Source organism: Chroogloeocystis siderophila 5.2 s.c.1, assembly GCF_001904655.1.
GTDB classification, from domain to species: domain Bacteria; phylum Cyanobacteriota; class Cyanobacteriia; order Cyanobacteriales; family Chroococcidiopsidaceae; genus Chroogloeocystis; species Chroogloeocystis siderophila.
Genome location: NZ_MRCC01000018.1, coordinates 58659 through 84985, shown reverse-complemented (window position 1 = coordinate 84985; position 26327 = coordinate 58659). Strand labels below are relative to the sequence as shown.

The window sequence follows — 26327 nt, the reverse complement described above, 5'->3', positions numbered from 1 at the left end:
AGAAGCTCACAGTGATTTCGTTGAGGGGAGTTTAACCCTAACCCCTGCTATAGTCTTTAGCTATTAACGTAGATACTACTAGATGTTAACTCAGGAGCACCGACTAAAATTGCTAACTGGACTTGCGAACCAGTACCTAATACACCATCAACATCAAAATACAACGCGCCAGAAGATGTATCGTAAATAAAGCGATCGTCAGCTTCGGTTGCTGAAGTCCCAAATTTTAACTGCCCTGGTAACAATTCTCCTTCTACAAGTCCACCACCAAAACCACTGGCAGAAACATAAATTTTGTGACCTTTATCTGCTGCGAAGTTCGTAATTGTATCAATTCCATCAGTTGGTCTACTGAAGATAAAGCCACTATCCCAATCACCTGCGATCAGAGTATCATTTCCCTGACCACCTTCCATTTCAGCAATTCCACTTAAAACATCATCACCATCGCCACCATAAAGGCTACTGTAACTGCCTGTTATGGTGTCATTACCTTTGCCACCGTAAATTGTACTTTCATCACCATTGAGTAAATCGTCACCGTCGCCACCGTCGATGTAAACCGAAGTACCGCCCGTGATAGTGTCGTTACCTCTACGACCATACATTTCAGCATCATGACTAGCATAGAGATAATCATTGCCGTCACCGCCATCCATATATATTGTGTCGTCTGGGTTATCAAAAAATCCGACGTGGTCTCCGATTAAGCGATCGTTTCCAGCGCCTCCATAAAGTTTATCTTTGCTACCACCCTTAAGCGAGTCGTTACCAACTCCGCCATAAAGTGTATCGCTGCGCTTGTCATTACTACCATTAAGCTGATCGTTACCAGCAAAACCTCTTAAAACATTTCTACCGCTATTACCAGTGATGATATTGTCTAGTTCGTTGCCTGTACCATTAATATTCCTGCTTCCAGTTAGTACCAAATCATTTACATAAGCCCCCAGAGTGTAGCTTACAGAAGATTTCACCGTATCGTGAGCGCCGCCACCAGAATATTCAATAATGACATCCGTAGTTGTGTCTACAATGTAAACATCGCTACCTGTACCACCAATTAAAGTATCGATTCCTGCACCACCATTTAAAGTATCCTCACCTTCATAACCGTAGAGCTTATCGTTGTTTAAGCCACCTTTTAAGTTATCGTTACCAGCAGTTCCTTTAATTATTGCCATATTATATCAAACTCCAGTATATATTTATCAAACTTCTGTTTTTCAGGTTTGTTGGCTTATGTTTTAGCTATCATCTACTTTGTTTTCTTTTATTCATAGTTTTTATTTGTTGTTATAAAGGTTTGCGAATATACTAAAGAAAGACCTCCAACAAACACTAGTTTTTTTAGAAAAAAGTAGTTATTTATTTCTTCAAAAGTCTGTATAACTGTTGGCAATTAAGTTGCAGAAATCCAGAAGCGCTTTATACAAAATAGTTATGCAATCTAAACGCGGTATTTTTTTATTTCATTAACTAAATATTCTTAAGTTAAGAAACAAAGCTAAGAATTTTAGATAAAACTATCTTGTACTAGCACTCCTATTCAGTTCAGTCTGATATTTTTAACATTCTCTTTTGATTACAAGATAATTAAGTTGATTGTAAGTAATTTAAATGATGGTAGATTGATTAATTGGTTGTAGTAATTGTCACGCGTTCAAAGCGAACGACTCCTGGCGCTTCTCTAGTGCGCTCCGTTCTTTGCATTGCATTCATCTCTCCACCAGGTGGAACGAAAGTTACTGAGATAGAATCTCCTGTTATGAGATTAAGTCGCTGTAGCTCGCTTACCGCTTCAGTAATATCAAGACTAAAGGTAGCTTTTTGAGGATGCGCAAATAGTGCTAATCTGCCTACATAGTAAGGACTGTTGCGGTCTGGAGGAACTCCTTGTGGGAGGTTAATGTAAACCTCGTAGGGAATTGAATTTCTGGGATTATATTCAACCTTCTCAACGTTGAGTGTGACAGAACCTGCTGTTATGGTTCTAGAACTACTAAATGGTCTTACTCCTTGTGACTGTGGGAATCGTAAATTTAGAGTCACTGGAGCTTCTCTGAGTTCTACCAACATTTGCTGATTGTTTATAGGTGTTGTCGCTAACAGTTGAGGAGTTGTAGTTGTTTGCTGTGTAGAGCGGTTAGCATCACTCATTCCATTTACCAGCACTTGGTTTCCTAGCGGGGCGTCGTCATATCTATAGTTTAGTTGCTGCACTGTATTAAGGATATCTCTACCACGCATTGTCACTTGTCTGGCATTTTCATCAAAGAAGGTAAAGCGATCGCTCATCCAATCACTATCATTGGTAGGATTTGCTCTTCCATTACCTAACAAAAGCCACCGTTCCCACAAGCGATCAATATTCGCATGATGTAGCCAAAAAATTGGATCGCGAGCCGCCATTTCTACTTGGCGCATCCAACCACTGCTACCACCAACAACAACATGAACTTGGTTGTGTGGTCGTCCCTCCAAAAGTCCTCCCCCAGAACCTCGGTGCATTGCACTTGTAGCTCTTCGACCACCAAAGCTTTGCTGTCCAGAACTGGTATGAAAGAAGTTTGTACGTTGAAAAGCTCCCTCGTAACTGACTTCAGCTGATGCTAACGCTGTCGTACCTTGGTTAATCCCAGGGGCGCGCTGTTCTACATAGAGCGAATTGGTAGAGCCATCAGGTAGTAGTCGATTCCGAAATGCTTCAGGTAAAGTCCGCTGATCGGGAAAATCTGAATAATTCCAGTATGGCAGCGCTAAAGTCGAATCGCCAGACGCCTGACGCAGAATTCGCTCAAAGTAGTATAGATACATTCGGTGCCAAGGAAAAAAGAAGAAGCTGCCATGATTGCAAGTACCCCATGCGGTCAATCTGCGGGACTCGTTGCTGGGAATACCATGCATATTAGCCTGGTAGATCCAGCTTGTCGGGTTAGAACTAGACCGCGACTGCATCACCTGAATTCCTCTTCTTAAAGCTGCAATTTTCGTAGGCGACTGCATGAACGTGGCTATACTTTCACGAACATAAACAGAACTTGTTTGTGCCGTGGCTTTACTTGCAAAAAGTTCGCCAATTAGTGGCACACTTGCTACACCAGCAGCCCCAGCAGATAAGAAGCTGAGTAGCCTTAAAACTTCACGTCGCGAAAGACTAGAAGACATAATTCTCCCCCAAAAATTGTAATTTTTTGGTAAATACCGCTGCATTTAAGCAGTATGTATTATTGCTGTTTTAATTTCGCAGCAATACTGTTTAGCAAGATGCTTATATTTGTCGAACTAATAGCTAGTCAAAACAAAATAAAGCAAAAGCATTCGTACCTCTGTATTGCCAGTTAACAATTGCATCATGAGGTCATGTATTACTATTTTTGTTTTATTAATCGACAAGTAAGTACAACAAATGAGTACGTTTGATAGCTGTTTTTTTACCTATAGTTATCAGATAAGGTATTAAAAAAGCTACTTATTAACGTTACTTCTAGCTAAAGAGAGCTAATCCTTTTAATTTATCAATCCTTGCTACTGCTACTTTAGCAGCACCAATCAGCCGAATAAAAAGTACAGGAATATTACTCATAGCGGCTGCAGTGCAAAATATACTTACCGTCTTCAAGATTTGCTGACAGGAAAAGCCTGTAAACATCACACTCCTCCCTTGTAGGAAGAAACTTAGTTACGTAGACGTACAAAGATAACAATATATAAACTCGTGTTACGAATTAACTAATGTTTTTTTTAGTTCCTTTATTTATGTGAGATGCCCCGAGGGGAATTATTGAAACATTTGAATTTATAGTTTCAACTTGCTTAAATCTAAGATAAAGAAAATGCAAAAAATAAAATAGATATTTTATCCATTTTCACTATAACTTTATTTCACTAGTCTATTTGCTAGAAATTGTTAAAGTTTTAATGAAGAAATACACAAGTTTGCATAAGTTCAATTTGAAGTGATGAGCACAGTATTTAGCTTTTTAAAAACTTAATGAAGTATCATTAATTAATTCTTTTGTAGTGTGTTCTTACTATTTTTTATAGTTTGCTTTCGCCACTGTGATGTTGACATTAACGAGCTTGCGTTTTGTTCTTGCTGACGTCGTTGCAAAATAACAGTAGCTGAATCGCTTAATTGTGGATCGCGGTAAGGAATCGCCGCACGCGTGAGGAGATGCTCTTGTTCTTCTGGTGATAATGTAGGGAGATTAATGGCTTCCCAAGCCGCTACTGTTCCTGGCGATCGCCTTCCGACGGGTGGTGTCGAACCAATCTTTAACCCAGCTTGAATCAACGCAGTGCGTACCGCTGCCGCACACGAATACGTCGCTAACCGCCCATTAGGAGCTAAACACAAAGCAACGTACTGGAGAAATTCTACCGTCCAAAGTTGTGGGCAATGTGGTGGTGAGAAGGGATCGAGAAAAATAGCATCAGCTTGAAAGTTGAGTTGATGTAGTGTTTGAATTGTCTTTCGGGCATCACCGATGAGTAGCGTCGCTTTATAATGACTTGTTTGGACTAGATGTTTATTTGCTAGTTGAGTTAAAAGTTGGGGTATGGGTTCATCCCAAGATTGCAGCAGGTTATGCGCGATCGCTGATTTTGGGACATCTGGATTCGATTCTAAACCAATAACCTCAACGTAGCAGCAAGGATTCACGTGCCAAATCGTTGCTAAAGCCGCTGCCGTGTTGTAACCCAAACCATAGCAAATATCTAATAGCCTTATTCGAGGTTGCTGAGCTTTTTGTTGCAGTTGTGTTGGTTCGACAAACTTTCTTTCAGCTTCTTGACGCGCTCCGTACTGGCTGTGAAACGCTTCATTAAATTCTGCGGAAAAAAACGTAAATGAGCCATCGGCGGTAGGCTGAGGAACAAATTCTTCACTAGGCATAATTACTATTAGACATAGAATATCTTTAGAGTTGGTAATCGGTAACTGGTAATTGGTCGTAAATAGCGATGACTCAGTGTCCCATTACCTCAATTCAAAAATTGTGACTTATGACCGACTTGCAATCAGTAGTTTCTGCAAAATGGCTGTTTGAACACTTGAAAGATCCACAAGTGGCGATCGCCGATTGTCGTTTTTCGCTGGTCGATCCACAACTTGGTTATCAACAATATCAAGAAAGTCATATTCCAGGAGCTTTCTATTTAGATTTAAACCAAGATCTTTCTGACCCTGTAGCGCCACACGGCGGACGTCATCCGTTACCTGATCCGCATAAATTCGCGCACAAATTATCACAACTAGGTATCACTTCAAAAACATTTGTCGTTGCTTACGATGACTCGCGCTTTGCTTTTGCTGCACGGTTGTGGTGGCTATTACGTTACTTAGGACACACTCAAGTCGCTGTTTTGGACGGTGGTTTCACTGGCTGGCTAAATAGTGGCTATCCTGTAACTGATGTCCTTCCTGAATCCCAACACGGTGAGTTTGTACCGCGAGTTCAAGTCGATCGCGTTGTTGATATAACAACAGTTAAAGCTCGTAAAGATGATCCTGGGGTGGTTCTTGTCGATTCACGCGAAAGCGATCGCTATTCTGGAAAACGCGAACCTATCGATCCAATTGCAGGTCATATTCCTGGTGCAGTAAATTATCCTTGGCAAGAAGTTTCTGATGCGCAAGGTTACTTGCGATCGCCTACCGCACAACGCGATCGTTGGGAAAACCTCAAATCTGCGGAAGAAATTATCGTTTATTGCGGCTCTGGCGTGACAGCGTGCGTTAATTTACTTTCTCTTGAGTTGGCTAAAATTGATACCGGAAAGCTTTATGCTGGTAGCTGGAGTGACTGGTGTTCTTATCTCCTCGCTGAACCACCAACCGAGGAAACTCAAAATAAAAGCGATCGCCCTAGTTCTTAACTATTATTTCCTCGTATTAAAAACGCCCTAACTCAACTGTGTAAGTCACACTCAAAAATAAGTTATCAAAATTAACATTTGGGTCAGAAGAACCACCCAGTGTTACTCCTGCTTGGAGATTAAATTGGCTATTGCGCGAAGCGGCGTAAGTTAAGCGTCCGAGTAAGCGGTGAAATTGATCTTCGCGATCGCGTTGGGTAAAGTCTGATAAAGCAAACTGGTAATCTAGACCGACCAAGAAATTGCTTTGCAAGTTGTAGCTTAAGGATACTAATAATGAATTGATGATGCGACTGCGCGTTTCCGGTTCGGCATCGCTCAGACGTAACTCATACAAGCTATCAAGCCGTAACCTGTCGGTCAAGCGATCGCGTCGTCGCAGCACAAAACGCAGTGCATTTTCATCCAAAAAGCGATTCCCTGACTCTGAACGAAAAAGTTGTTGATTAATCCAACCAACCTCACCAAACATTTGTGGTGACAATCTTTGACGAATTCCCGCCCTGAAGCGCACTTGGTTGTAATTCGATTCAGATTGCTCGATATAGCGAATCAAACTTCCATCAATCGCGGCGATCAGATCTGTATTCTCTCCCAACTTCGGCGTTGTAATTAGCGTGATACCTGACGATAGCAAACCGCCTTGTGTTGGATCTACGCCTGAAAATATGTTGTTCGATTGGAAGTAACCAATTTGCGCCAACAGCGAACCGAGTTGAGGTGATGGTGGTGGAGGGACAACAATATCGGACGTGGGCTGTCTTTCTGATTCGCGTAGTTGCATAATCCCTAATTCTGGATCTGTCTGCGATCGCCTTTTGATTTCGCGTATGCGTAATCTTCCTAGTTCTGCATCGATATCCGATTGCGATCGTCCTTCCAATTCGCGCAAGCGCAATTCGCCTAATTCACCATCGGTTGGTACAGATAATCGCTGCTGTGCATCCTGTGCAATTTGTATAGGGTGAGATGTAGAAGAAAGTAGATCAAGCTTGGCACGCTGCTCATCTGATTGCCGTACTGCACAAGAAGTCGCGATATATGAATCAAGAGGAAGGAACTCTAAAGTTTGCTTAGATGTCAGAGCATCCGCAGGACTTGAATTAAATGCGGTTGGGTGCTCTAATGTTGTTTTTACTGGAGTATTCAAGTTCTCTATTAATGCTATATTGTCCTGTCTTCCAGCAAGTTCATTTCGAAAATGAATCGGTACAGCCAATTCTGGCAATTTTACTTTGTGATTATCAGAGATTGGACACTCGGAGGAAATGAAAGTCTTTTCTGGATTCTCTAACGAATCTGTTGTAGAAACACATGAAGAGTTATTTACCTTTTCTCGGTTTGTTGAGGATATTCCTGTAGTTTTCGAGTAATTTATTTGACAATCATTTTGAGGGGCTGCAACAACTATACTAGAATTGAGCAACAACAGGCTAATGGTACTAGCAGTGAAGAGTGACAAGACTGATGGATTATCACAACCGACTCGCAGTAATTTTTGCCAGCATAAGATATAAGGTAAACCAGACAGTTTTTCAGGCTGCCACACTGTAATAGTAGCTCTATAAATCAGTTTATTCACAGTATATAATTATACATATATTTCACTAGCGGTCAAATAATTACAAAAATTTACATATTAGAGTTCTATTTTCCAACCCCAAAAATATTGCGAGCGAGGCGTAACATTAGCTGCTTCAAGACGTACTCAGTTAGAAAAAATGTTCCTGATTCTTACTAGGAGAGTGAAGTGTAATAGATCGCTGATTAAAATGAGTAGATGCCAATTTAATGCTTGAGAATTTGCTATTTGTTGACAGCTTCTGTAACTATGTAATTTGACATGATGAAACTTGGAAATCAGAAACTGCGTCTGATTGCTTTGGCACTTGTTCACCCTTTTTAGGCACTAAAAGCCATGTCTCGCAAGTTCGTCCTCATCCTTACCTTTGTTTTTTGGAGCATGACGCTGCCAATAGCTAAGAAGGCTAATGCTGAAACTGCTCTGACACGAGCCGTAGTGCAAAACATACGTAATCTAGTGCGTCTACTTCCACAAAATCGCACACCACGTCCAGCCCGATTGTCAGATGCCATGCAGCCTGGAGATGCTTTGTCTACAGGTCGTTCTTCCTTAGCAGAACTACGTTTTAATGACGGTTCCCTGGCAAGGATAGGAGAACAAGCCATATTCCGCTTCATTGCACAGACACGTAGATTCAGGTTATCAAACGGAACAGTACTATTACTCATTCCTCCTGGCAGAGGAGTCACAGACATCCGAACGCCAAATGCAGCTGCTGCAATTAGAGGGTCAGCATTATTTGTACGTTATATACCCGAAACAGACACAACAATTGTTGGGGCTTTAACAGATAGTAATATTGAAGTTTTTAATCAAAGCGCTTCTCAAAGCGAAGTTCTCGAAGCTGGGCAAATGGCGGTTGTTGTCAATGACACAATTGAGCAGTTATACGAGTTTGACCTCAATACTTTTTACCAAACGAGCGATTTGGTACAGCAGCTTAATCTGAATCGACCAAATCCTAATCCTTCAGCTGATCCGGCACTCTCTAGTGTACAAGCAGAAACTGCGGCTGCTGCTGCTACAAAGCCACCAGTTAGAGGCGAAGGAGTAGTTGAAAATCCACCTTTTGTTCGGTCTCCTGGTAATTCAGTACAAGAATCTCAACAAAACCAAGGCAACAATACTTCAACAACACCAACTCAACAAAATCAAGGTAACAATACTTCAACAACACCATCGCCCACTGGGAATCCAAGTGGGAACAACTCAACTAATACAGAGAATCCTCCAAGTGGAGCAAACAGCGGTAATCAGCAACTTCCTGGCAATGGGTCTAGAGAGGAAATTGATGAGTCCGTTGGTGGTATGGTGTCAGCCGGATCTGTTGGTGGCGTGGTGTCCGTTGGTGGTATGGTGTCAGCCGGATCTGTTGGTGGCGTGGTGTCCGTTGGTGGTATGGTGTCAGCCGGATCTGTTGGTGGCGTGGTGGTATTACTAGGCGGTGTGATTGGCGTGTTATTTTCTAACGGTGGGGTTACTGGTGCAGTATCACCACCACGCCACCAACAGATCCGGTTGACACCATACCACCAACGGACAATACGCCGCCAACAGATCCGGTTGACACCACGCCACCAACAGATCCGGCTGACACCATACCGCCAACGGACAATACGCCGCCAACAGATCCGGTTGACACCACGCCACCAACAGATCCGGTTGACACCATACCGCCAACGGACAATACGCCACCAACAGATCCGGCTGACACCACGCCACCAACGGACACCACGTCGCCAACAGATCCGGTTGACACCACACCGCCAACGGACACCACGCCACCGACAGATCCGGTTGACACCATACCACCAACGGACACTGAGACGACTCCGCCATTATTAGATGACGTTAGTCCTTTACCTATCAATGAACCGAACCCTGTAGAACCTGTAGGAAATGATGTGAATTTACCAACAGATTTACGACCGGAGTCAGAACTGCGATCATCGGCTATTTCGTATCGCTGGCAAAGATTCTTCCTGCGCTAGCAAAATAAATGCTACCGACAGTAGAGCAAATAAACTACTCCAAACTACTGCGGTGGCAAAACAATAGTAGAACTTGGATCGGAGATTTCTGTTGATGCCATACTCCAGGGAGTTGTGGGAGTATCAGAATTTTCGACAGGTGAGTTATCTTTTATTTCTAAAGTGCTAGTGTGCCAACTTACTAATTGCTCAAGCGCAGACAAAGCCTCTAAAGCAGATTGATAGCGTTGAGTAAAATCATGGCGCACCATTTTACACAAAACTGTGGCAAACTCGTGACTTACTTGGGTTTTGTGCATCCACAGTATTTCTCCGGTATCTGCATCGAACTGTAATTCATGAGGAGATAATCCTGTTAAAGCTCTAATTGCTGTCATTCCCAACGCATAGATGTCACTGCTAAATTTCACACGTCCAGCACATTGTTCAATGGGGGCATAGCCTTGGGTACCGATTCCAATTGTCAAGCTACTTTGTCCCTCTTGGTCTAATACTTGGTTGCTTACTTCTTTTACCGCACCAAAGTCAATCAAAAAAAGCTTACCGTCAGAGTGTCGGCGAATGATATTACTAGGTTTAATGTCGCGATGAATTACGCCATGACGATGAACAAATTCTAAAGTTTGTAGAAGTTCGTGTAAAATTTGAATAACTGTAGCTTCTTGTAGTTGTCTACCTGGAGGAAGTTCCTGGCTGAGGGGATGACCAACAACTAATTCTTGCACAAGGTAGAATTCTTCACCTTCATCAAAGTAAGCCAATAGTTGAGGAATTTGGTCATGGGTTCCTAGCTTTTCTAAAGTTTCTGCTTCTAATTGAAATAATCGTTTAGCAAGTTGCAAGTGTTTGGGATTATTGCTGGCTAATTTAAGCTGTTTGACAACGCATAGTGGACTCCCTGGACGTTGTTTGTCTTCGGCTACATAGGTTTCACTAAAGCCTCCAGCACCTAATACTTTGACAATTTTATAGCGTCCGCCAATGAGCTTTCCCATTGTTGCTAGCTCGCGCTGCTCTAGTAAGTACTGTAAGTCATCTTGCTGGCTAATAATCTCCTGCACAATAGGCGAAGATGCATAGCGTTCTAAGCTACGATGCAAACTCATTTTTCTTAATCTTTCACTCGCTGCACCTGTACCTAAATAAGAAAAACTCGCCAGGGCGATCGCAACTAAGGGAACTGCAACCGGAAAGTAAACACCGCCATAGATGAAACTGAAATAACTGATACTTACCCAACCAACAACAATTCCTGCTGTTGATGCGCATTGAAAAATGGTGCGCTTGGATTTCCTAATTAAAAACGCACTACTACCAACCAAAAGTAGGATAAACAAGCTGCGGGTGTTAGTATTCGGAATTCCTTCGGCGATCGCGCGATTATTTAATAAAGTTGCGATCGCGTTTGCTTGAATTTCTACTCCTGACATTCGTTGCGGATATAACCAACTTTTAGCAAATGGTGCGCCATGAAAGTCTTGGAGTGAAGCTGCTGTCGCCCCAATCAGGACAATTTTATCTTTGAAATATTTTCCTTGCTGTAAATAGGTGTTCCAGTTTTCCGGATCTAATACGTGCCAAAAAGAAATCTGTTCAAATGTTCCTGCTGGACCATAAAAATTAATATACTCGGCTTGCGGTCTAACAAAATTAGGATTTACGGCTTTGACAACAGCTTCTTCAAATGAAGGGAAATCTTGAAGTTTTGCTAGTGTTTCTTTTGGATATTGCGCTTGTTGTGCTAATAGCTTGGGAAAAGTACTGGCAAACCGATGAATTTTACCGTCTGCTTCTAGCGGAAAATTGATTGTACCAATTGCTGACGGATTTGTCCGAAACAGGCGTTCAGGCTGTACTAATTGAATTAAGCTTCCTTGATGAATTTCAGCTTCTGCATATTCGGCAGCTAATGCTACTTTACCAGAATAGCGGCGCAGTACTTGCGCTAATTGCTGATCGTCATCGGTTCCATAGCTACTTGGATTTGTCAACAAAATATCCAAAGCAACAACTTTTGCACCTGCTGACATTAACCGATCAACGACTTGCGCATACGCACTACGTCGCCACGCCCAAGCTTTCAGGGGTTCTAAGTAGGCATATTTTTGGGAATCTTCCTGCAACAATTGCTTCGGCATTGATAATGATGGTTCATCAATTGCCAAAATGACAATATCCTCTGGTGGTGCTACTGGTCCGCGCAGTTCAAAAAACATCGTTTGCACGTGCGATTCCCACATCTGAACAAGTCGCCAATTTCCAACCGTCGCGATCGCAGCAGCAATTGCCCAAGCTACAGTAAGAATATGTCCGATCCAGGCAAGGCGCAATGATTGACGTGCTGTTAATAGTGCTGTGATTTTCGTCGTTGCGTTATGCACTTTAAGCGATCGCTTATCAGTTGAGTCTTTTTTCTGGAGCTTGGATGCTGTATTGTGTTGTGTCATATCTTGCCTGGAAGCTTACTCTACCTACAACGACCTGATTTTGTCTTTTCTAAGTTAATCTCTCAAGATTTCAACATCAACCGAATTTGGCTATGATATGCATAGATTAAGCACAATAGCATTTATACTTAGGCTCTAAAAATATCTGGTACTATGTACCTTATCAATAATTTTATTCAATGATGGAAAATCTCGAAAATTAGAGAATTCTCATATGCTATCAACTTTTTTATATAAATCTACTCGCGGTGATTAGCACAAGCAGCGACTTAAATAGCGTTAGCATTAATATATAGAGCATAGATTCTGGCAGAATTTTCTCTAGGGCATAGAGACTGTTATAATTCAGCCGATGAGACTAAAGCAATATCTTAGATTTGTATTGGTGACTAAACTTATTATGTCTTATTATCAGTTTATACACTGCCCAGGAGGTGTTCCTGAGCTACGTTGTTAAAGCGCATATTTGTAATATTAGTAGCTATATAGACCATTGAAGACAGCCACAGCGCGCCCTTCGGTAAATAACCGTAGTAACAAGTAAGCTAAGGTCGAGCGAAAAATCCTATGTAAAAGCATTGAATTGTGGCAAGCAATGCTTACAAGTTAAGTATTCATAGGGTATTCATTAGCGAAAGATAAAAAGACAATTGTATATTATCTGAAACAGCAAAGGAATTACTAAAAAATGCGGCATATTTTGCGGCTTCGAGAAAATATATTTTATTCAAATATTTCAAATAATATCAGCAACAACAAAATTCGATAAGGAAAATAACTATCTCTAAGATCTTAGGTTTAACTTTTATGGCATGCTTAATAAACCGCACGTCTATTTTTGTAGACGGCAATAATATGTTTTATGCACAACAAAAAAATGGTTGGTTTTTCGATCCAAGAAGAGTATTGGAATATTTTAAAACCGAGCAGCCAGAGACAATCTTAATTAATGCTTTTTGGTATACAGGTCTAAAAGATCCGCAAGATCAACGCGGTTTTAGAGATGCTTTAATTAGCTTAGGATATACAGTACGGCATAAAATTCTTAAGGAATACTACGATGACACCTCTGGTCGCTATTCGCAAAAAGCGAATCTAGACATCGAAATTGTAGTCGATATGTTTAACACAGTCGAGCAGTACAATCATGTCATTTTATTTAGTGGTGATGGAGATTTTGAAAGAGCAATCGAGCTACTACGCTCAAAAGACACTCACATTACAGTAGTATCCACAGAGGGAATGATTGCCCGAGAATTGCGTAATGCTACTGATAGATATATTGATTTAAATGATATTCGCGAGTATATAGAAAAAGTAGATTATTAATCAAGATTTATTTGCAATTTTAGCGTTTATTTAAGTTTACACAAATAAAAATACAACGAGGAGTACTATGCACAGCAAACAAGACCGCATCATTATCTTTGATACGACATTGCGCGACGGCGAACAATGCCCTGGTGCTACGCTTAACGTCGAAGAGAAAGTTATGATTGCCCGCCAGTTGTCACGCTTAGGCGTAGATATCATTGAAGCTGGATTTGCATTTGCTAGCCCTGGAGACTTTAACGCAGTACAACAAATCGCCGAAACCGTTGGGACTGAAAATGGTCCAGTGATTTGTAGTTTAGCAAGAGCAATTAAAGACGATATTAAAGCAGCCGCAGAGGCATTAAAACCAGCAGCTAAAGCCAGAATTCATACATTTATTTCGACATCGGATATTCACCTTGAGTACCAGCTTAAAAAATCGCGATCCGAAGTGCTAGCGATCGCCGAAGAAATGGTCGCTTATGCTAAATCGTTCATGGACGATGTGGAATTTTCACCGATGGATGCTGTGCGCAGCGATCCAGAATATTTGTACCAAGTCCTAGAACGCGCGATCGCCGCTGGGGCAAAAACAATCAATATTCCTGACACCGTAGGTTACACGACTCCTAGCGAATTTGGCGCATTGATTCGCGGTATCAAAGAAAACGTCCCAAATATTGACCAAGCAATTATTTCAGTTCACGGTCACAATGATTTGGGCTTGGCTGTTGCTAACTTCTTAGAAGCCGTTAAAAATGGAGCGCGACAACTCGAATGCACAATCAACGGTATTGGAGAACGTGCGGGAAATGCGGCGCTAGAAGAATTGGTTATGGCGCTACACGTTAGACGACAATATTACAATCCTTTCTTAGGTCGCCCAGCTGATTCAGAAGAACCTCTAACAAATATTGATACGCACCAAATTTACAAAACTTCGCGCCTTGTTTCTAACTTGACAGGAATGCTGGTACAACCAAATAAGGCAATTGTCGGGGCGAATGCTTTTGCGCACGAGTCTGGAATTCACCAAGATGGCGTGTTGAAAAACAAGCTGACGTATGAAATTATGGATGCTCAGTCGATTGGATTGACTGATAATCAAATCGTCTTGGGTAAGCATTCGGGACGTAACGCTTTCCGCACGCGTTTGAAAGAATTGGGGTTTGAACTGTCGGAAACCGATTTAAACAAAGCCTTTTTACGGTTTAAAGATTTAGCGGACAAGAAAAAAGAAATTTCTGATTGGGATTTAGAAGCGATCGTCAACGATGAAATTCAGCAAACACCAGAACTATTTCGTTTAGAGTTTGTACAAGTTTCCTGCGGCGATCACGCGTGTCCTACTGCAACAGTTTCGATTCGGACTCCCGAAGGCGAAGAATTGACCGATGCGGCAATTGGTACAGGACCCGTCGATGCGGTGTATAAAGCAATTAACCGCGTGGTGAACGTCCCCAATCAACTGATCGAGTTTTCTGTCCAGTCAGTAACTGCGGGGATTGATGCGATCGGCGAAGTGACGATTCGCCTGCGTTATGAAGACCGCGTGTATTCTGGTCATGCAGCGAATACAGATATTATTGTTGCTTCAGCACAAGCGTACGTTAACGCTCTCAATCGTTTGTACGCTGCAATTCAAAATAAGCAGCAACAAGTAGCTGTGTAAACTCAAGGTCGGTAATTGGTGATTGGTCATTGGTAATCGGTAATTGTTTCCTTCCACACCCCCACATTACCCATTACCTGACCTTACAAAAGTGTAATTTCTAATGATGCTCACCATGCGCGATGATATCTTTGCCAAAGAACAACGATTCCATGATGAATGGGCTTCTACAATAGATGTCGAAGGAATTCAAGTCAGAGACTATTTTGAAGCTTGTACCGCCCCAGAAAATCGCTTTATTCTCAATCATCTAGGAGATATTAGAGGCAAGTTATTATTAGATTTGGGTTGTGGCGCGGGTGAAAACAGTGTCTACTTTGCGAAAAAAGGTGCAAAATGCATTGCAGCAGACTATTCACCAGGAATGGTAGAAGTCGCATTGAAGCTAGCCGAGATGAATGAGGTAAAAATTCAAGGACGCACGATGAATGCGATCGCGCTTGACTGTCCTGATAATACCTTTGATATTATTTATGCTTCAAACCTCCTGCATCATATCCCCAACCCCCGCGCCGCAATTCGCGAAATGCATCGCGTTCTCAAACCAGGCGGAAAAGCTTGTTTTTGGGACCCTTTACGACACAATCCTGTAATTAATGTTTATCGACGCATCGCCACAAAAGTGCGCACCGAAGACGAAACGCCACTAGATATCAATATTGTTGATTTTGTGCGATCGCACTTTTCAAAAACAACTTACGATACCTTTTGGCTAGCTACTTTATGGATTTTCTTGCGCTTTTATCTCATTGAGAAAATAGATCCCAACAAAGAAAGATACTGGAAGAAAATCATCATCGAACATCAGCGCCTCGCACCCGAATATCAACGCCTGGAAAAGTTTGATGTCCTTCTCAAAAAACTACCTCTCACCAAGCGCTTCGCCTGGAACATTGCCGTTGTCGCCACAAAGTAATTTGTCCCGAGGGCAAGGAGATTAGCTGTCCGAGGATATACTTGTATTTTAATCATTCTTCTTCGTTCCTCGCTCCTCGCCCCTCGCTCCTAGTTCCTACCTACGGTTGTCGATTTGCCGCCCGATCTAACTCAGGAACGGCTTCTGTTGTCTCAACCTCCAATCCAGAATCAGGAAAGACAAACCGCAACAAAGGTGGTGCTAAAAAGGTCGTCAAAATGACCATCATAATAATCGCAGCTTCTAGCGGTTTAGAGAGCGCGCCACTTGCTGAACCAACTCCAGCAAAGACAAGTCCAACTTCACCTCTAGGAATCATTCCCACACCGATCGCCAAGCGATTGATTCCAGGTTGACCGAAGACTGCTAAACCTGTAACAACTTTACCAATAATTGCGATCGCAATTAAGAAACTCGCAATCACTAACCCTTCGCGATTGGTGGGATTCGCTGGGTTTAATACTCCCAAATCAGTTTTTGCCCCTACAGTCACAAAGAAAATTGGCACTAGAATATCAGCAATGGGAATAACCTGCCGTTGCAATTCTTTACGCTTATCTGTCTCATCCAATACTAAGCCTGCGGCAAAAGCCCCTAAAATTGCCTCTAAGTGAATCACCGCTGCGAAATATGCCATAGCGTAGGCAAAAATTATGGCTGGTATAATAATGCCGCCGCGAGTCTTGAATAGATCGACTACCGAGACAAACGTTTTATTGAATACTTTACCTAGAACAATAGCACCGAGTAAGAAACCACTCGCACTTAGGATCAAGTAAATAACGTTGCTGACATCAATCTCACCAGTTTTCGCCAAGCTAGCAACGACGGCTAAGACAATAATGCCTAATACGTCATCAATAACCGCAGCACCTAATATAATCTGACCTTCTTTAGAATTGAGTCGCCCCAATTCAGATAAAACCTTCGACGTAATCCCAATACTCGTTGCGGTTAAAGCAGCACCAGCAAAAATTGCCGGTATCGCCGGAACACCAAACAAGATCATTAATCCTGCAGTACCAACCGCAAAAGGTACAGCGACTCCGACTATAGCGACGAGCGTTGCTTGAATTCCAACTTCAAGTAATTCCTTTAAATTCGACTCCAAACCAATTTCAAACAGTAGAATCACAACACCAATTTCTGCCAAAACACTGATAACATCGTTTTGGTCGCGAAACACCGCTGTTGCAAGATCAGGAGTCAAACCCGCAGTCGATTCTAAGAAGCGAATAATTAAAGAACTCGAAGGTTCTACCCCAGCTTCTGGAAACGCCAAAAGGTGTAAAGCCGAAACTCCGACTAAGACCCCACCAACTAATTCTCCTAAAACAGGTGGCAAACCAACACGGTTTGAAAATTCTCCGCCTATTTTACTTGCTAAATAAATAACGACTAAATTCAGCAGTACTGCTGTTAGCAACAAGGTTCCGTATTCTCCTTCTGACGAAGCTTCTGTCGCAGCTTCTGTCGCGCTTGCCAGCAAAGACGTACTGTTTTCCCACCCTGGGAGTTGCATCAACCAGGTTAAATTAGGCAATTGCATTTACCTTCCATGTCTGTACAAAAATCATTCTTTTTACTGTACAAGTTTGCTAACTAAATTAGGAGTGGGTAACGATGATGATGTAAATAGGTTTTCTTTATACCTACTATTAAAATAAAATTGCTCAGTTCCTGATTTTTAACTAATTTTAAGTTACAAAAACTGTAACAATTGCAACATTGTTTTTGTTTAATGCCAGATTAGATAGCACGTCATGCATGACGTCAAAATTCAATTAGCCTCTAAGTGTGAGGACAGCAAAATCAATGAATGTCTCTTCTGTAGCTGAAAGTCGCCAACATAAATATTTCTCCAATTTGATGAATCCGTTACGCGGAATATTTGTAACTACTAGTGTATTATGTTTAGCATTCACCCCTCCTGTTATGTCACAACAACCGCAAGTTTCAATTGCTATGCGTACTATTACTGTAAGCGGTCGTGGGATGGAATCAATTCCTACTACGTTGTCGCAAGTGCGCTTAGGTGTTGAAGTACAGGGGAAAACTGCGGCTGAAGTTCAACAAGAAGCCGCCCGACGCTCATCAGATGTTGTTGCTTTGCTCAAGTCACGTAATGTAGAAAAACTCGAAACTACTGGTATTACTCTTAACCCAATTTATAGCTACACTGATAATACACAGCGATTAACAGGATATTCAGCAACAAATATTGTCAGTTTTCGGATGGCGACGGAAAGAACGGGAAATTTATTAGATGAAGCGGTAAAAGCAGGCGCAACCCGCATTGATAGTGTGAGTTTTATTGCGACAGATAGCGCGATCGCCCAAGCTCAACAGCAAGCTTTACGCGAAGCGACACAAGATGCGCAACAACAAGCGAATACCGTATTAAGCGTCTTGAATCTCTCCCCTAGTGAAGTCGTCAGCATTCAAATTAATAATGCTGGTACGACCCCGCCACCGCCTATTCCTTTAGCGCGTCAAGCTGCTATGGCTGATAGTGTTGCAGCTACTCCTATCGTCGGTGGCGAACAGCAAGTTGAAGCAACGGTAACGTTGCAAATTCGGTACTGAAAGGAGGGGCGAGGAGCGAGGAGCGAGTGATAAGTAGTTAGTGATTAGTCTTAGTCGCAATTTCTCTTTCAACTCTATTCTGACCCCTAAAAGTTGTCGTCACCGCTAGAAAAATTAGCGTTGCTATCTTGTTTAGAACCTAAAAGGTCTAGTTTGTCCACAAGAATAATCGGTGATGTACGCGTTGCGCCTGTGTTGCGATCACTCCAGGTGTCAAACTTTAAAGCGCCTTTAACGCCAATTAAACTGCCTTTGTGGACATAATTACCCGCGACCTCTGCGGTTTTCCCCCATAATTCCAGCGTAAACCAATCAGGTTCATCGCTATTACGTGACTGCCGTTTTACCGCCAACGTTAACCGACACTTGACGCTTCCAGATTCAAAATACTTAATATCTGGTTCGCTACCAACACGACCTACTAAGGTTACAACATTCAGACTCATGGCTTTTTCCAGTACAAATGTACTCTTTTATAGTGTAATGACAAAATTGAACAAAAAATCGTGAAGAACAATCGCGTTCAACTTTTTTAGCACATGAATAGTGAGATAGGCATTTTACCTGCCTTAAATAGCCATCTGTCAAAAGTTTTTTATTAAATTTGATTCGCAAGCTGCTATTTTTGACGTCACACATTAGCATAGAAGTGTGACTGACTTGTACAAACCTTTATGCTCCTTGAATAAAGGTCACTGGTTTAAGTTGATCTGCGGAGCTAGCTTTCAACATCTACCTGCGGTTAGAAATTTAACATTAGCTTACACGTTAGCTGGCGTTGACTGTATTGACGTGGCAGCCGATCCTGCCGTCATTGCAGCAGCGCAAGAAGCACTAGCAGTTGCGGACTCGCTAGCTAGTGATGCTCAGCAGCGAGGTTTTGCTTACCAAAGTCGCCCGTGGTTAATGGTGAGCTTAAATGATGGAGAAGACCCACATTTTCGTAAAGCAGAATTTAATCCAGAGGTGTGTCCAGTAGCGTGTCCTCGACCGTGTGAGAAAATTTGCCCCGCGCAAGCCATTGTGTTTGACCGCGATCGCAACACCTTTTCTGGCGTGGTACAGGATCTGTGTTATGGCTGCGGTCGTTGTTTGCCTATATGTCCTAGCGATCTAATTTACACGCGCGCCTATGTTTCTACACCAGGTGCGATCGCCCCGTTAGCTTTATCCAGAGTTGATGCACTTGAAATTCACACGCAAATAGGACGAATCACTGAATTTAAACGACTATGGCAAGCAATCAAACCGTGGCTTAACAGGTTAAAGTTAATAGCAATTAGCTGTCCTGACGGAGACGGCATGATTGAATATTTGTGGAACTTGTACAACATCATTGCACCGCTACCTTGTCCGTTGATTTGGCAAACCGACGGACGACCAATGAGCGGTGATATCGGTGATGGCACCACATTGGCTGCAATCAAGTTAGGGCAAAAGGTACTCGCAGCCGGATTACCAGGATACGTACAGTTAGCTGGAGGAACGAATGATTACACCGTTGCGAAGTTGAAAGAGATCGGACTTATCAAAGGGTCAGGAGTCAGAGGTCAGAGGTCAGGGAAGGACAACAACAATATTTCCCTAAAACCTAACTACCATTCACTAGCCACTAACCATTTGCATATTTCTGGTATTGCTTACGGTAGTTACGCTCGCGTTTTACTTTCACCTATTTTAGAGCAACTAGAACAAAAGCCTATGAATCAATCTACTGTGGTGCCATCGCTTCGTTTAGAAGATAACCGAGAATTACTTTGGCAGGCTGTTAAGCTAGCAAATTCTTTGGTTTCTCAGCTAAAGTCAGTGTAAAAATGCTGAAATCATACGCTCGCGCTCTTGCTCTCTTGTTGATAACGCCACCTTACGAAGAATGCCCAATACAGACGATCTGCAAAAATTGTTAGATATTTTGCCGTTAGAGATTCGACAAGCTTTAGAGTATCACCCTTTAAGGGATAGTTTGGTGGAAGTGGTGATGGATTTGGGACGTCTTCCCGAAGCCCGCTTTCCAAACCAAGCTGAGTACCTTTCCGATACCCCGATTTCGCAGGAACAACTTAACGAGTGTATCCAGCGTGTCGGAGAATTCGGAGGAGACAACCGCGCCGGAATTGAAAAAACATTACACCGCATTAGTGCTATCCGTAACCGCACAGGAAAAATTATCGGCTTAACCTGTCGTGTTGGTCGCGCGGTCTACGGCACAATCGGCATGATCCGCGACTTGGTAGAAACGGGCAGATCAATTTTGATGCTCGGTCGTCCAGGAGTTGGTAAAACCACAGCTTTACGCGAAATTGCGCGGGTTCTAGCGGATGAACTTAATAAACGAGTTGTGATTATTGACACCTCGAATGAAATTGCTGGCGATGGAGACGTTGCCCATCCAGCTATAGGTCGCGCCCGTCGGATGCAAGTCGCACGTCCTGAACTGCAACATCAAGTGATGATCGAGGCGGTGGAAAACCATATGCCCGAAGTTATTGTCATTGATGAAATTGGCACCGAACTCGAAGCAATGGCAGCGCGGACGATCGCCGAACGCGGCGTACAGTTAGTGGGAACAGCGCACGGTAATCAAATTGAAAACTTGATCAAAAACCCGACGCTATCCGACCTAGTAGGAGGAATTCAAGCTGTTACATTAGGTGATGACGAAGCCCGACGGCGACGCAGCCAAAAAACTGTTCTAGAACGTAAAGCGCCACCGACTTTTGAAATCGCGGTAGAAATGCTCGAACGCCAACGCTGGGTTGTTCACGAAAGCGTAGCTGATACCGTAGACAGTCTTCTACGCGGACATCAACCAAGCCCCCAAGTGCGCACTGTAGACGACGCGGGTAAAGTCACGGTAACTCGTCAGCAACCGGTAACAATTCGAGGAATTACCGACGAGAAGCAAGACATCAGAACTGCTTCGTTGAATACCTCACAACCACCGACAATGCAGTCAAATGGCTGGCGGGCATCAGGACAAATGTTACCACTGCCGCGTCACGCTAAAGAGCAAGACATATCAGGAGTGAGTGAATTTGAGCAGCTACTTGACCAATCGCTCGCTCCGCCTGATCGCTTCGGCTATGGTGCGCAAACTGCTGGACCAAATGGGGAAGATTTACCCTTACACATCTATCCCTATGGCGTCAGTCGTCACCAGCTAGAACAAGTGATTCAGGTATTAAACTTACCTGTCGTCTTGACAAAAGACATCGATAGTGCTGACGCTATCTTGGCGCTGCGATCGCACGTCAAAAATCACTCAAAGCTGCGTCACATCGCAAAAGTGCGTCAAGTTCCCATCCACATGATTAAAGCCAGCACCATTCCCCAAATTACGCGGACGCTGCGCCGGATGTTGGATATGGACGAACCACTGACAACTGATGAACGCGAACTGAGTTTATTTACTCAAGGCGGAAGCGAAGATGAAATCGATGCCTTAGAAGAAGCGCGGCTTGCGGTCGAGCAAATCGTCATTCCGAAAGGACAACCTGTCGAGTTATTACCGCGATCGCCCAAAGTCCGCAAGATGCAACACGAACTTGTCGAACACTATCGCTTAAAATCCAATAGCTTTGGTGAAGAACCCAATCGTCGCTTGCGGATTTATCCAGCTTGACTGACGAAGGGGTCGGAGGGTAAGCGGGTAGGCAGGTAGACTAAGAGAGTTATGAATGTTGAGTGTTGAGTTAAGAAAACTCAAAGTTCAAATTTCTTTTAATAAATGCCTCCGGCACCTTTCTTCGCTTTCCAAAACACAGAACTCTATTACCTACACTCCCACACTCCTACTAGTCACTCACTCCTCGCCCCTCACCCCTTTGAAAAAGACTTGACACTTTTCCAGGATTTGCTGCTAATATAGTTAAGGTTGAGTCATTGGGGCGTAGCCAAGCGGTAAGGCAGCGGGTTTTGGTCCCGCCATTCCTAGGTTCGAATCCTAGCGCCCCAGTTTGATGAAAATAGTAAATAACTTTAAAGCTTCTACAGTGTGGTAAGTGGAAATTGAACGTTTCGTTATAACTGACGTTTACTAATTAAACAAATCAACTTGAAAAATGCCGCTAAAGCAATCTTAATGGTGTAGTAAACCGTATTGAACGAAAAGATTGCATGAAAGGCACGATCGCAAATCAACCAACGATTCTTGCACTTGACTTTGATGGCGTTATTTGCAATGGGTTAAAAGAATATTTTGAGACAGCTTGGCAGACTTACCGTGATATTTGGTCACAAGCAGACAAAGCACCACCACAAGATTTAGCCGAAAAGTTTTATCGGTTGCGCCCAGTCATTGAAACTGGCTGGGAAATGCCATTACTCATCGCCGCTTTGTTATCAGGAGTTACGGAAGACAAGATTTTGCAAGAGTGGCATGCGATCGCACACGTTATCTTACAAGAAACTCGTCTTCAATCTGCCACAATTGCTCACAAACTCGATTCGTTTCGCGATCAATGGATTCGCGATGATTTAGCAAGTTGGTTGAATTTGCATAGCTTTTATCCTGGTGTTATCGAAAAACTCAACTCCTTGATAAATAGCCCAACTCAAGTTTTTATCGTGACAACTAAAGAAGGGCGATTTGTGCAGCAACTACTTGCGCAGCAAGGAATTCAACTACCAGAAAAATCGGTATTCGGGAAAGAAAACAAGCGCCCTAAGCATGAAATTCTACACGAGTTAATTGCGGCAGCAAAAACCTTACCTGCTAGCTTGTGGTTTGTCGAAGATCGGATTAAAACGCTAGAACTTGTTGCCCAGCAAGCAAATCTAGACACGGTAAAACTATATTTAGCTGATTGGGGCTATAACACCAAAGATGAACGACAAGCTGCCCAAAATCACGATCGCATTCAGCTATTGTCACTTGCCCAGTTTGCTGATGATTTTTCAACTTGGGGTTAAACCGTCAAGATAGCACCTCTGTTGCCGATTCGTATCAACCACAAGTAAAACGATATAAGCTGGAGCTAATAGCTAAAAGCCAATAGCTAACTATGCTCGATTTAACAAAACTTGCAAAAGCGATGCAAGGCATTAGCCAGCATCTCTCTCTAGAGGCGGCTGCTAGTCGTCAGCGCGTAGAATTAGCTCAAGAGTTATTTGCGGATGCGTGTACGCAACAAGCTGAATTAGTAAACAAACAACAAAAATGGCGCGATCGCATTCTGTTCAGCATCGCCACACCCGTTGAACCTCTTGATACTGCCGTCGATATTCCCATTCCCCCAGCAGTTCACACTGTGATTGCGACGGATGGCTCGCAAATTGCCCCAAATCAGCACGAAATTGCTTACTGCTACCTCCTCAACATTGGGCGTGTTGTCTTGCACTATGGGCAAAATCGCCAACCATTGCTAGATAGCTTACCCGAAGTGTTTTATCGCGCTGAAGACTTATACATCTCGCGTCAGTGGGGAATTCGTACCGAAGAATGGATGGGATATTGCCGCACTGCTTCAGAAGCAACAATTTTGGCAGAACTAGCACTTACAGGGATGAGGGATAGAGAATTATCATCTTCAGTGCCACTCTTAGCAATGGTGGATGGTTCACTGATTTATTGGTTTTTAGAGCAATTACCCTTAGAAGCACGCGAGCGCATTTTGCCACCGATTCTAGATGCTTGGGATCAGCTAAAAGAGGCAGGTATTCCGATCATGGGCTACTTGAGTGCATCGCGTAGCGGAGAAGCAATTAACTTCTTGCGCTTACAAGCGTGTCCGCACGAAAATCCTGATTGCGTAACCTACTGCCCGAATTTGGTTGTCGAAAAAGCGCCGTGTCAGATGCTCGATCCTTTACGCGATATTGCACTGTGGACATTTTCCCTCAAGCCAGGACAACGCAGTACTTTATGGCGTAGTTCGCACCGCATTCTTGATTTATACGGTTGCCATACCGTTTATTTTTGCTACGTTCATGTGGGGACAGAAATTGCCAGAGTTGAAGTCCCCGCTTGGGTAGCAGAAAACCCAGCACTACTCGCTCAATCGCTCAGCTTAATGTTGGCACAGGTACAAAAAGGTTACGGCTATCCCGTTGCGCTTGCAGAAGCACATAATCAAGCTGTCGTTCGTGGCGGCGATCGCGCGCGTTTCTTTGCCTTACTCGAACAACAAATGATTAAAGCTGGTTTGCGTAATGTCGGAATTTCCTACAAGGAAGCCCGCAAACGTGGCAGCATTGCTTAAGGAGAGGCGAGGGAAGAGTGGCTAGTGACTAGTACGCGATGTTTTGAATGCATTCGCTCCTCTGCCCACGCCAGTTTGCTCAACGCAGGACACCTCCGCACGCAACTGGCACCTCTGCTTTTCTACACGGGTTCATCAATTAACGTTTCGATTAATAAATCGACTTGCTGCTGTCGCTGTTGGAGAAAAGTTTCGCATTGACGTAAATATTCAAAGGCTGCCGTAAATTGCTCGAATACTTCTTCTAATTCCAACTCGCCACCTTCAATTTGAGCAATAATTCTTTCGACTTCAGCAACCTTAGCTTCATAATTCCAATCGGGTTTGAGTGTTGCATCTACTGGTTCGGAATTAGCACCCTTACGACGTCTAGCCATAAAATTAATCGATGATTTCTTTTACTTCGACTTTAACTTGTCCTTCACTTAACTGAATGGATAGTTTCTGCCCTACTGCTAAGTCGCGAGCCTTACGCGCGATCACGTCTTGCTCGTGTCTCACTACGGCATATCCCCGCTTTAGTACTGCCCTAGGATCAAGCGTAGCTAACTTCTGCTCTAAAAATTGGCAGCAAAGAGTTGCTTGCTGTAATTGCTGCTTTGTTCGAGCAATAAGCTGTTGACGCTTCGATGTGAGTAACTGCATTTGTTGGAGAATTTTTTGATCCAAGCGCAAACGCTGTAAACGAATTTTAAATTCCTGTAGCTGATTTTCTAGAGTTGCTAGTTCCTGAAACATAGCGGAACGTAAAGCCACAACTCTTTGCTGATGTTCTAGATAAAGCTTTCGCAATTCAGGGATAACGCGTTCAGCGGCTGCGGTGGGAGTATGAACGGAAACATCCGCAACTAAGTCAGCTAAAGATTCGTCACGTTGATGACCAATACCTGTAATGACTGGAATCGAACATTGGGCGATCGCTCTGACGACGCGTTCATCATTAAAGCAAGCTAATTCCTCAACCGCACCACCACCCCGCGCCAAAATTAAGACTTCTGCTCTACCATCTGCTTCTACCCGTGCGATCGCCCTCGCGATTGATTCTGGTGCTTGTTCGCCTTGCACTAAAGCTGGGGAAAACAAGACGCGCAACCCTGGATAACGACTGCGAAGTGTTTTTTGAATATCACCCCACGCAGCACCCGCACTAGAGGTGACAACCGCAATTGTCTGCGGATGAGTTGGAAGCGATCGCTTGCGTTCAACGGCAAATAGCCCTTCGGCTTCTAAACGGTTGCGTAGCTGGCGATAACGCAATGCTTGTAGACCATCGCCTGCGGGTAAGGCTTGCCACACCGTTAACTGATACTGTCCTCGTTGCGGATACAGCCGCAAACTTCCCAAAACAATTAGCTGTTCTCCGCGTTGCGGTATCTGTGCGAGTTTATCGATTTGACTGTGCCACACTACACAGTTAATCGCGGCTTTGCCTTCAATATCTTGCAGCGTAAAAAATAGCCCTTTCGGGTGGTCATTAGCACTGGAAACTTCGCCAATAACCCAAACCTGGCGTAACTGGGGATCTTCTTCTAACAGCGCCTGAATATACGCGGTTAATCCAGCTACAGAAATCGCAGTGTCTGTCACTAAATCAGCTTGATAAAAAGTCATTACAAAACTAAAAGAACAATTCGTAGTTAGTGGTAAGCTTGAAACTATTATCTACTGTGTATAATCCAGGTTTTTGTTGTTCAAAATTTTACTGAATTACCACGCAAAATAAACGTAGAATC

General features: G+C 43.2%; 20 protein-coding genes and 1 tRNA gene. 11 read left to right on the top strand and 10 right to left on the bottom strand.

Annotated elements, in window-relative coordinates; translation table 11 throughout:
* Positions 1-56: 56 nt before the first annotated feature.
* The 4 genes from NIES1031_RS19295 to NIES1031_RS19285 all read right to left on the bottom strand — a co-directional run bounded on the left by NIES1031_RS19295 (position 57) and on the right by NIES1031_RS19285 (position 4900).
* Positions 57-1184: a calcium-binding protein gene (locus tag NIES1031_RS19295; RefSeq protein ID WP_073551100.1), complete on the bottom strand. Its 1128-nt coding sequence runs from the start codon at positions 1182-1184 to the stop codon at positions 57-59.
* A 451-nt stretch (positions 1185-1635) separates the two neighbouring features.
* Complete coding sequence (locus tag NIES1031_RS19290; protein ID WP_073551124.1) at positions 1636-3168, bottom strand: tyrosinase family protein; 1533 nt, start codon at positions 3166-3168, stop codon at positions 1636-1638.
* Between the two features lie 319 nt (positions 3169-3487).
* Positions 3488-3652 (bottom strand): hypothetical protein, encoded by a 165-nt coding sequence (locus NIES1031_RS24510; RefSeq protein ID WP_178378189.1) that lies wholly within the window; start codon positions 3650-3652, stop codon positions 3488-3490.
* A 357-nt stretch (positions 3653-4009) separates the two neighbouring features.
* The gene (locus tag NIES1031_RS19285; RefSeq protein WP_073551099.1) at positions 4010-4900 is read right to left on the bottom strand and encodes a tRNA (5-methylaminomethyl-2-thiouridine)(34)-methyltransferase MnmD; all 891 of its coding nucleotides are present in this window, start codon (positions 4898-4900) and stop codon (positions 4010-4012) included.
* Positions 4901-5010: 110 nt separating this feature from the next.
* Between NIES1031_RS19285 and NIES1031_RS19280 the strand changes: the two genes are divergently transcribed.
* On the top strand, positions 5011-5883 hold the full coding sequence (locus NIES1031_RS19280; protein ID WP_073551098.1) for a sulfurtransferase: 873 nt from the start codon (positions 5011-5013) through the stop codon (positions 5881-5883).
* A 16-nt stretch (positions 5884-5899) separates the two neighbouring features.
* Here the strand turns inward: NIES1031_RS19280 and NIES1031_RS19275 are convergent, their stop codons facing one another.
* Positions 5900-7465 (bottom strand): outer membrane beta-barrel protein, encoded by a 1566-nt coding sequence (locus NIES1031_RS19275; protein WP_218596869.1) that lies wholly within the window; start codon positions 7463-7465, stop codon positions 5900-5902.
* Positions 7466-7846: 381 nt separating this feature from the next.
* On the opposite strand from NIES1031_RS19275, the gene NIES1031_RS24505 reads away from it, so the two are divergent.
* Positions 7847-9313, top strand: coding sequence for a FecR domain-containing protein (locus NIES1031_RS24505; RefSeq protein WP_073551096.1), 1467 nt, complete (start codon positions 7847-7849; stop codon positions 9311-9313).
* 190 nt (positions 9314-9503) lie between these two features.
* Here the strand turns inward: NIES1031_RS24505 and NIES1031_RS19265 are convergent, their stop codons facing one another.
* Positions 9504-11906, bottom strand: a complete 2403-nt coding sequence (locus NIES1031_RS19265; RefSeq protein WP_073551095.1) for a serine/threonine-protein kinase — start codon at positions 11904-11906, stop codon at positions 9504-9506.
* 807 nt (positions 11907-12713) lie between these two features.
* On the opposite strand from NIES1031_RS19265, the gene labA reads away from it, so the two are divergent.
* From labA to NIES1031_RS19250, 3 genes are all read left to right on the top strand, one after another.
* A complete protein-coding gene (labA, locus tag NIES1031_RS19260) occupies positions 12714-13235 on the top strand; it encodes a low amplitude/bright protein LabA (RefSeq protein WP_015187313.1) in 522 nt (173 codons plus the stop codon).
* Positions 13236-13302: 67 nt separating this feature from the next.
* On the top strand, positions 13303-14892 hold the full coding sequence (locus NIES1031_RS19255) for a 2-isopropylmalate synthase (RefSeq protein WP_073551094.1): 1590 nt from the start codon (positions 13303-13305) through the stop codon (positions 14890-14892).
* A gap of 103 nt (positions 14893-14995) precedes the next feature.
* Complete coding sequence (locus NIES1031_RS19250; protein ID WP_236738915.1) at positions 14996-15808, top strand: class I SAM-dependent methyltransferase; 813 nt, start codon at positions 14996-14998, stop codon at positions 15806-15808.
* A 100-nt stretch (positions 15809-15908) separates the two neighbouring features.
* On the opposite strand, the gene NIES1031_RS19245 is transcribed toward NIES1031_RS19250, so the two are convergent.
* Positions 15909-17357: a cation:proton antiporter gene (locus NIES1031_RS19245; protein ID WP_143167823.1), complete on the bottom strand. Its 1449-nt coding sequence runs from the start codon at positions 17355-17357 to the stop codon at positions 15909-15911.
* A gap of 266 nt (positions 17358-17623) precedes the next feature.
* Here NIES1031_RS19245 and NIES1031_RS19240 point away from each other — a divergent pair, with 266 nt between their 5' ends.
* Entirely contained in the window at positions 17624-18394 is a 771-nt protein-coding gene (locus NIES1031_RS19240; RefSeq protein ID WP_073551092.1) for an SIMPL domain-containing protein, read from the top strand.
* An 86-nt stretch (positions 18395-18480) separates the two neighbouring features.
* Here NIES1031_RS19240 and NIES1031_RS19235 read toward each other — a convergent pair whose 3' ends face one another.
* On the bottom strand, positions 18481-18840 hold the full coding sequence (locus NIES1031_RS19235; protein ID WP_073551091.1) for a single-stranded DNA-binding protein: 360 nt from the start codon (positions 18838-18840) through the stop codon (positions 18481-18483).
* 205 nt (positions 18841-19045) lie between these two features.
* On the opposite strand from NIES1031_RS19235, the gene ldpA reads away from it, so the two are divergent.
* The 5 genes from ldpA (at position 19046) to NIES1031_RS19210 (ending at position 24594) form a co-directional block, all read left to right on the top strand.
* On the top strand, positions 19046-20206 hold the full coding sequence (ldpA, locus tag NIES1031_RS19230) for a circadian clock protein LdpA (RefSeq protein ID WP_073551090.1): 1161 nt from the start codon (positions 19046-19048) through the stop codon (positions 20204-20206).
* 61 nt (positions 20207-20267) lie between these two features.
* Positions 20268-22016: a R3H domain-containing nucleic acid-binding protein gene (locus NIES1031_RS19225; RefSeq protein ID WP_073551089.1), complete on the top strand. Its 1749-nt coding sequence runs from the start codon at positions 20268-20270 to the stop codon at positions 22014-22016.
* A 261-nt stretch (positions 22017-22277) separates the two neighbouring features.
* A tRNA-Gln gene (locus NIES1031_RS19220) sits at positions 22278-22349 on the top strand.
* A gap of 161 nt (positions 22350-22510) precedes the next feature.
* Entirely contained in the window at positions 22511-23305 is a 795-nt protein-coding gene (locus NIES1031_RS19215) for an HAD family hydrolase (RefSeq protein WP_073551088.1), read from the top strand.
* A 92-nt stretch (positions 23306-23397) separates the two neighbouring features.
* Positions 23398-24594 (top strand): DNA double-strand break repair nuclease NurA, encoded by a 1197-nt coding sequence (locus NIES1031_RS19210; protein ID WP_073551087.1) that lies wholly within the window; start codon positions 23398-23400, stop codon positions 24592-24594.
* A gap of 122 nt (positions 24595-24716) precedes the next feature.
* Here the strand turns inward: NIES1031_RS19210 and xseB are convergent, their stop codons facing one another.
* The gene (xseB, locus tag NIES1031_RS19205) at positions 24717-24971 is read right to left on the bottom strand and encodes an exodeoxyribonuclease VII small subunit (protein WP_073551086.1); all 255 of its coding nucleotides are present in this window, start codon (positions 24969-24971) and stop codon (positions 24717-24719) included.
* A 4-nt stretch (positions 24972-24975) separates the two neighbouring features.
* Positions 24976-26205, bottom strand: a complete 1230-nt coding sequence (xseA, locus tag NIES1031_RS19200; protein ID WP_073551085.1) for an exodeoxyribonuclease VII large subunit — start codon at positions 26203-26205, stop codon at positions 24976-24978.
* Positions 26206-26327 lie beyond the last annotated feature (122 nt).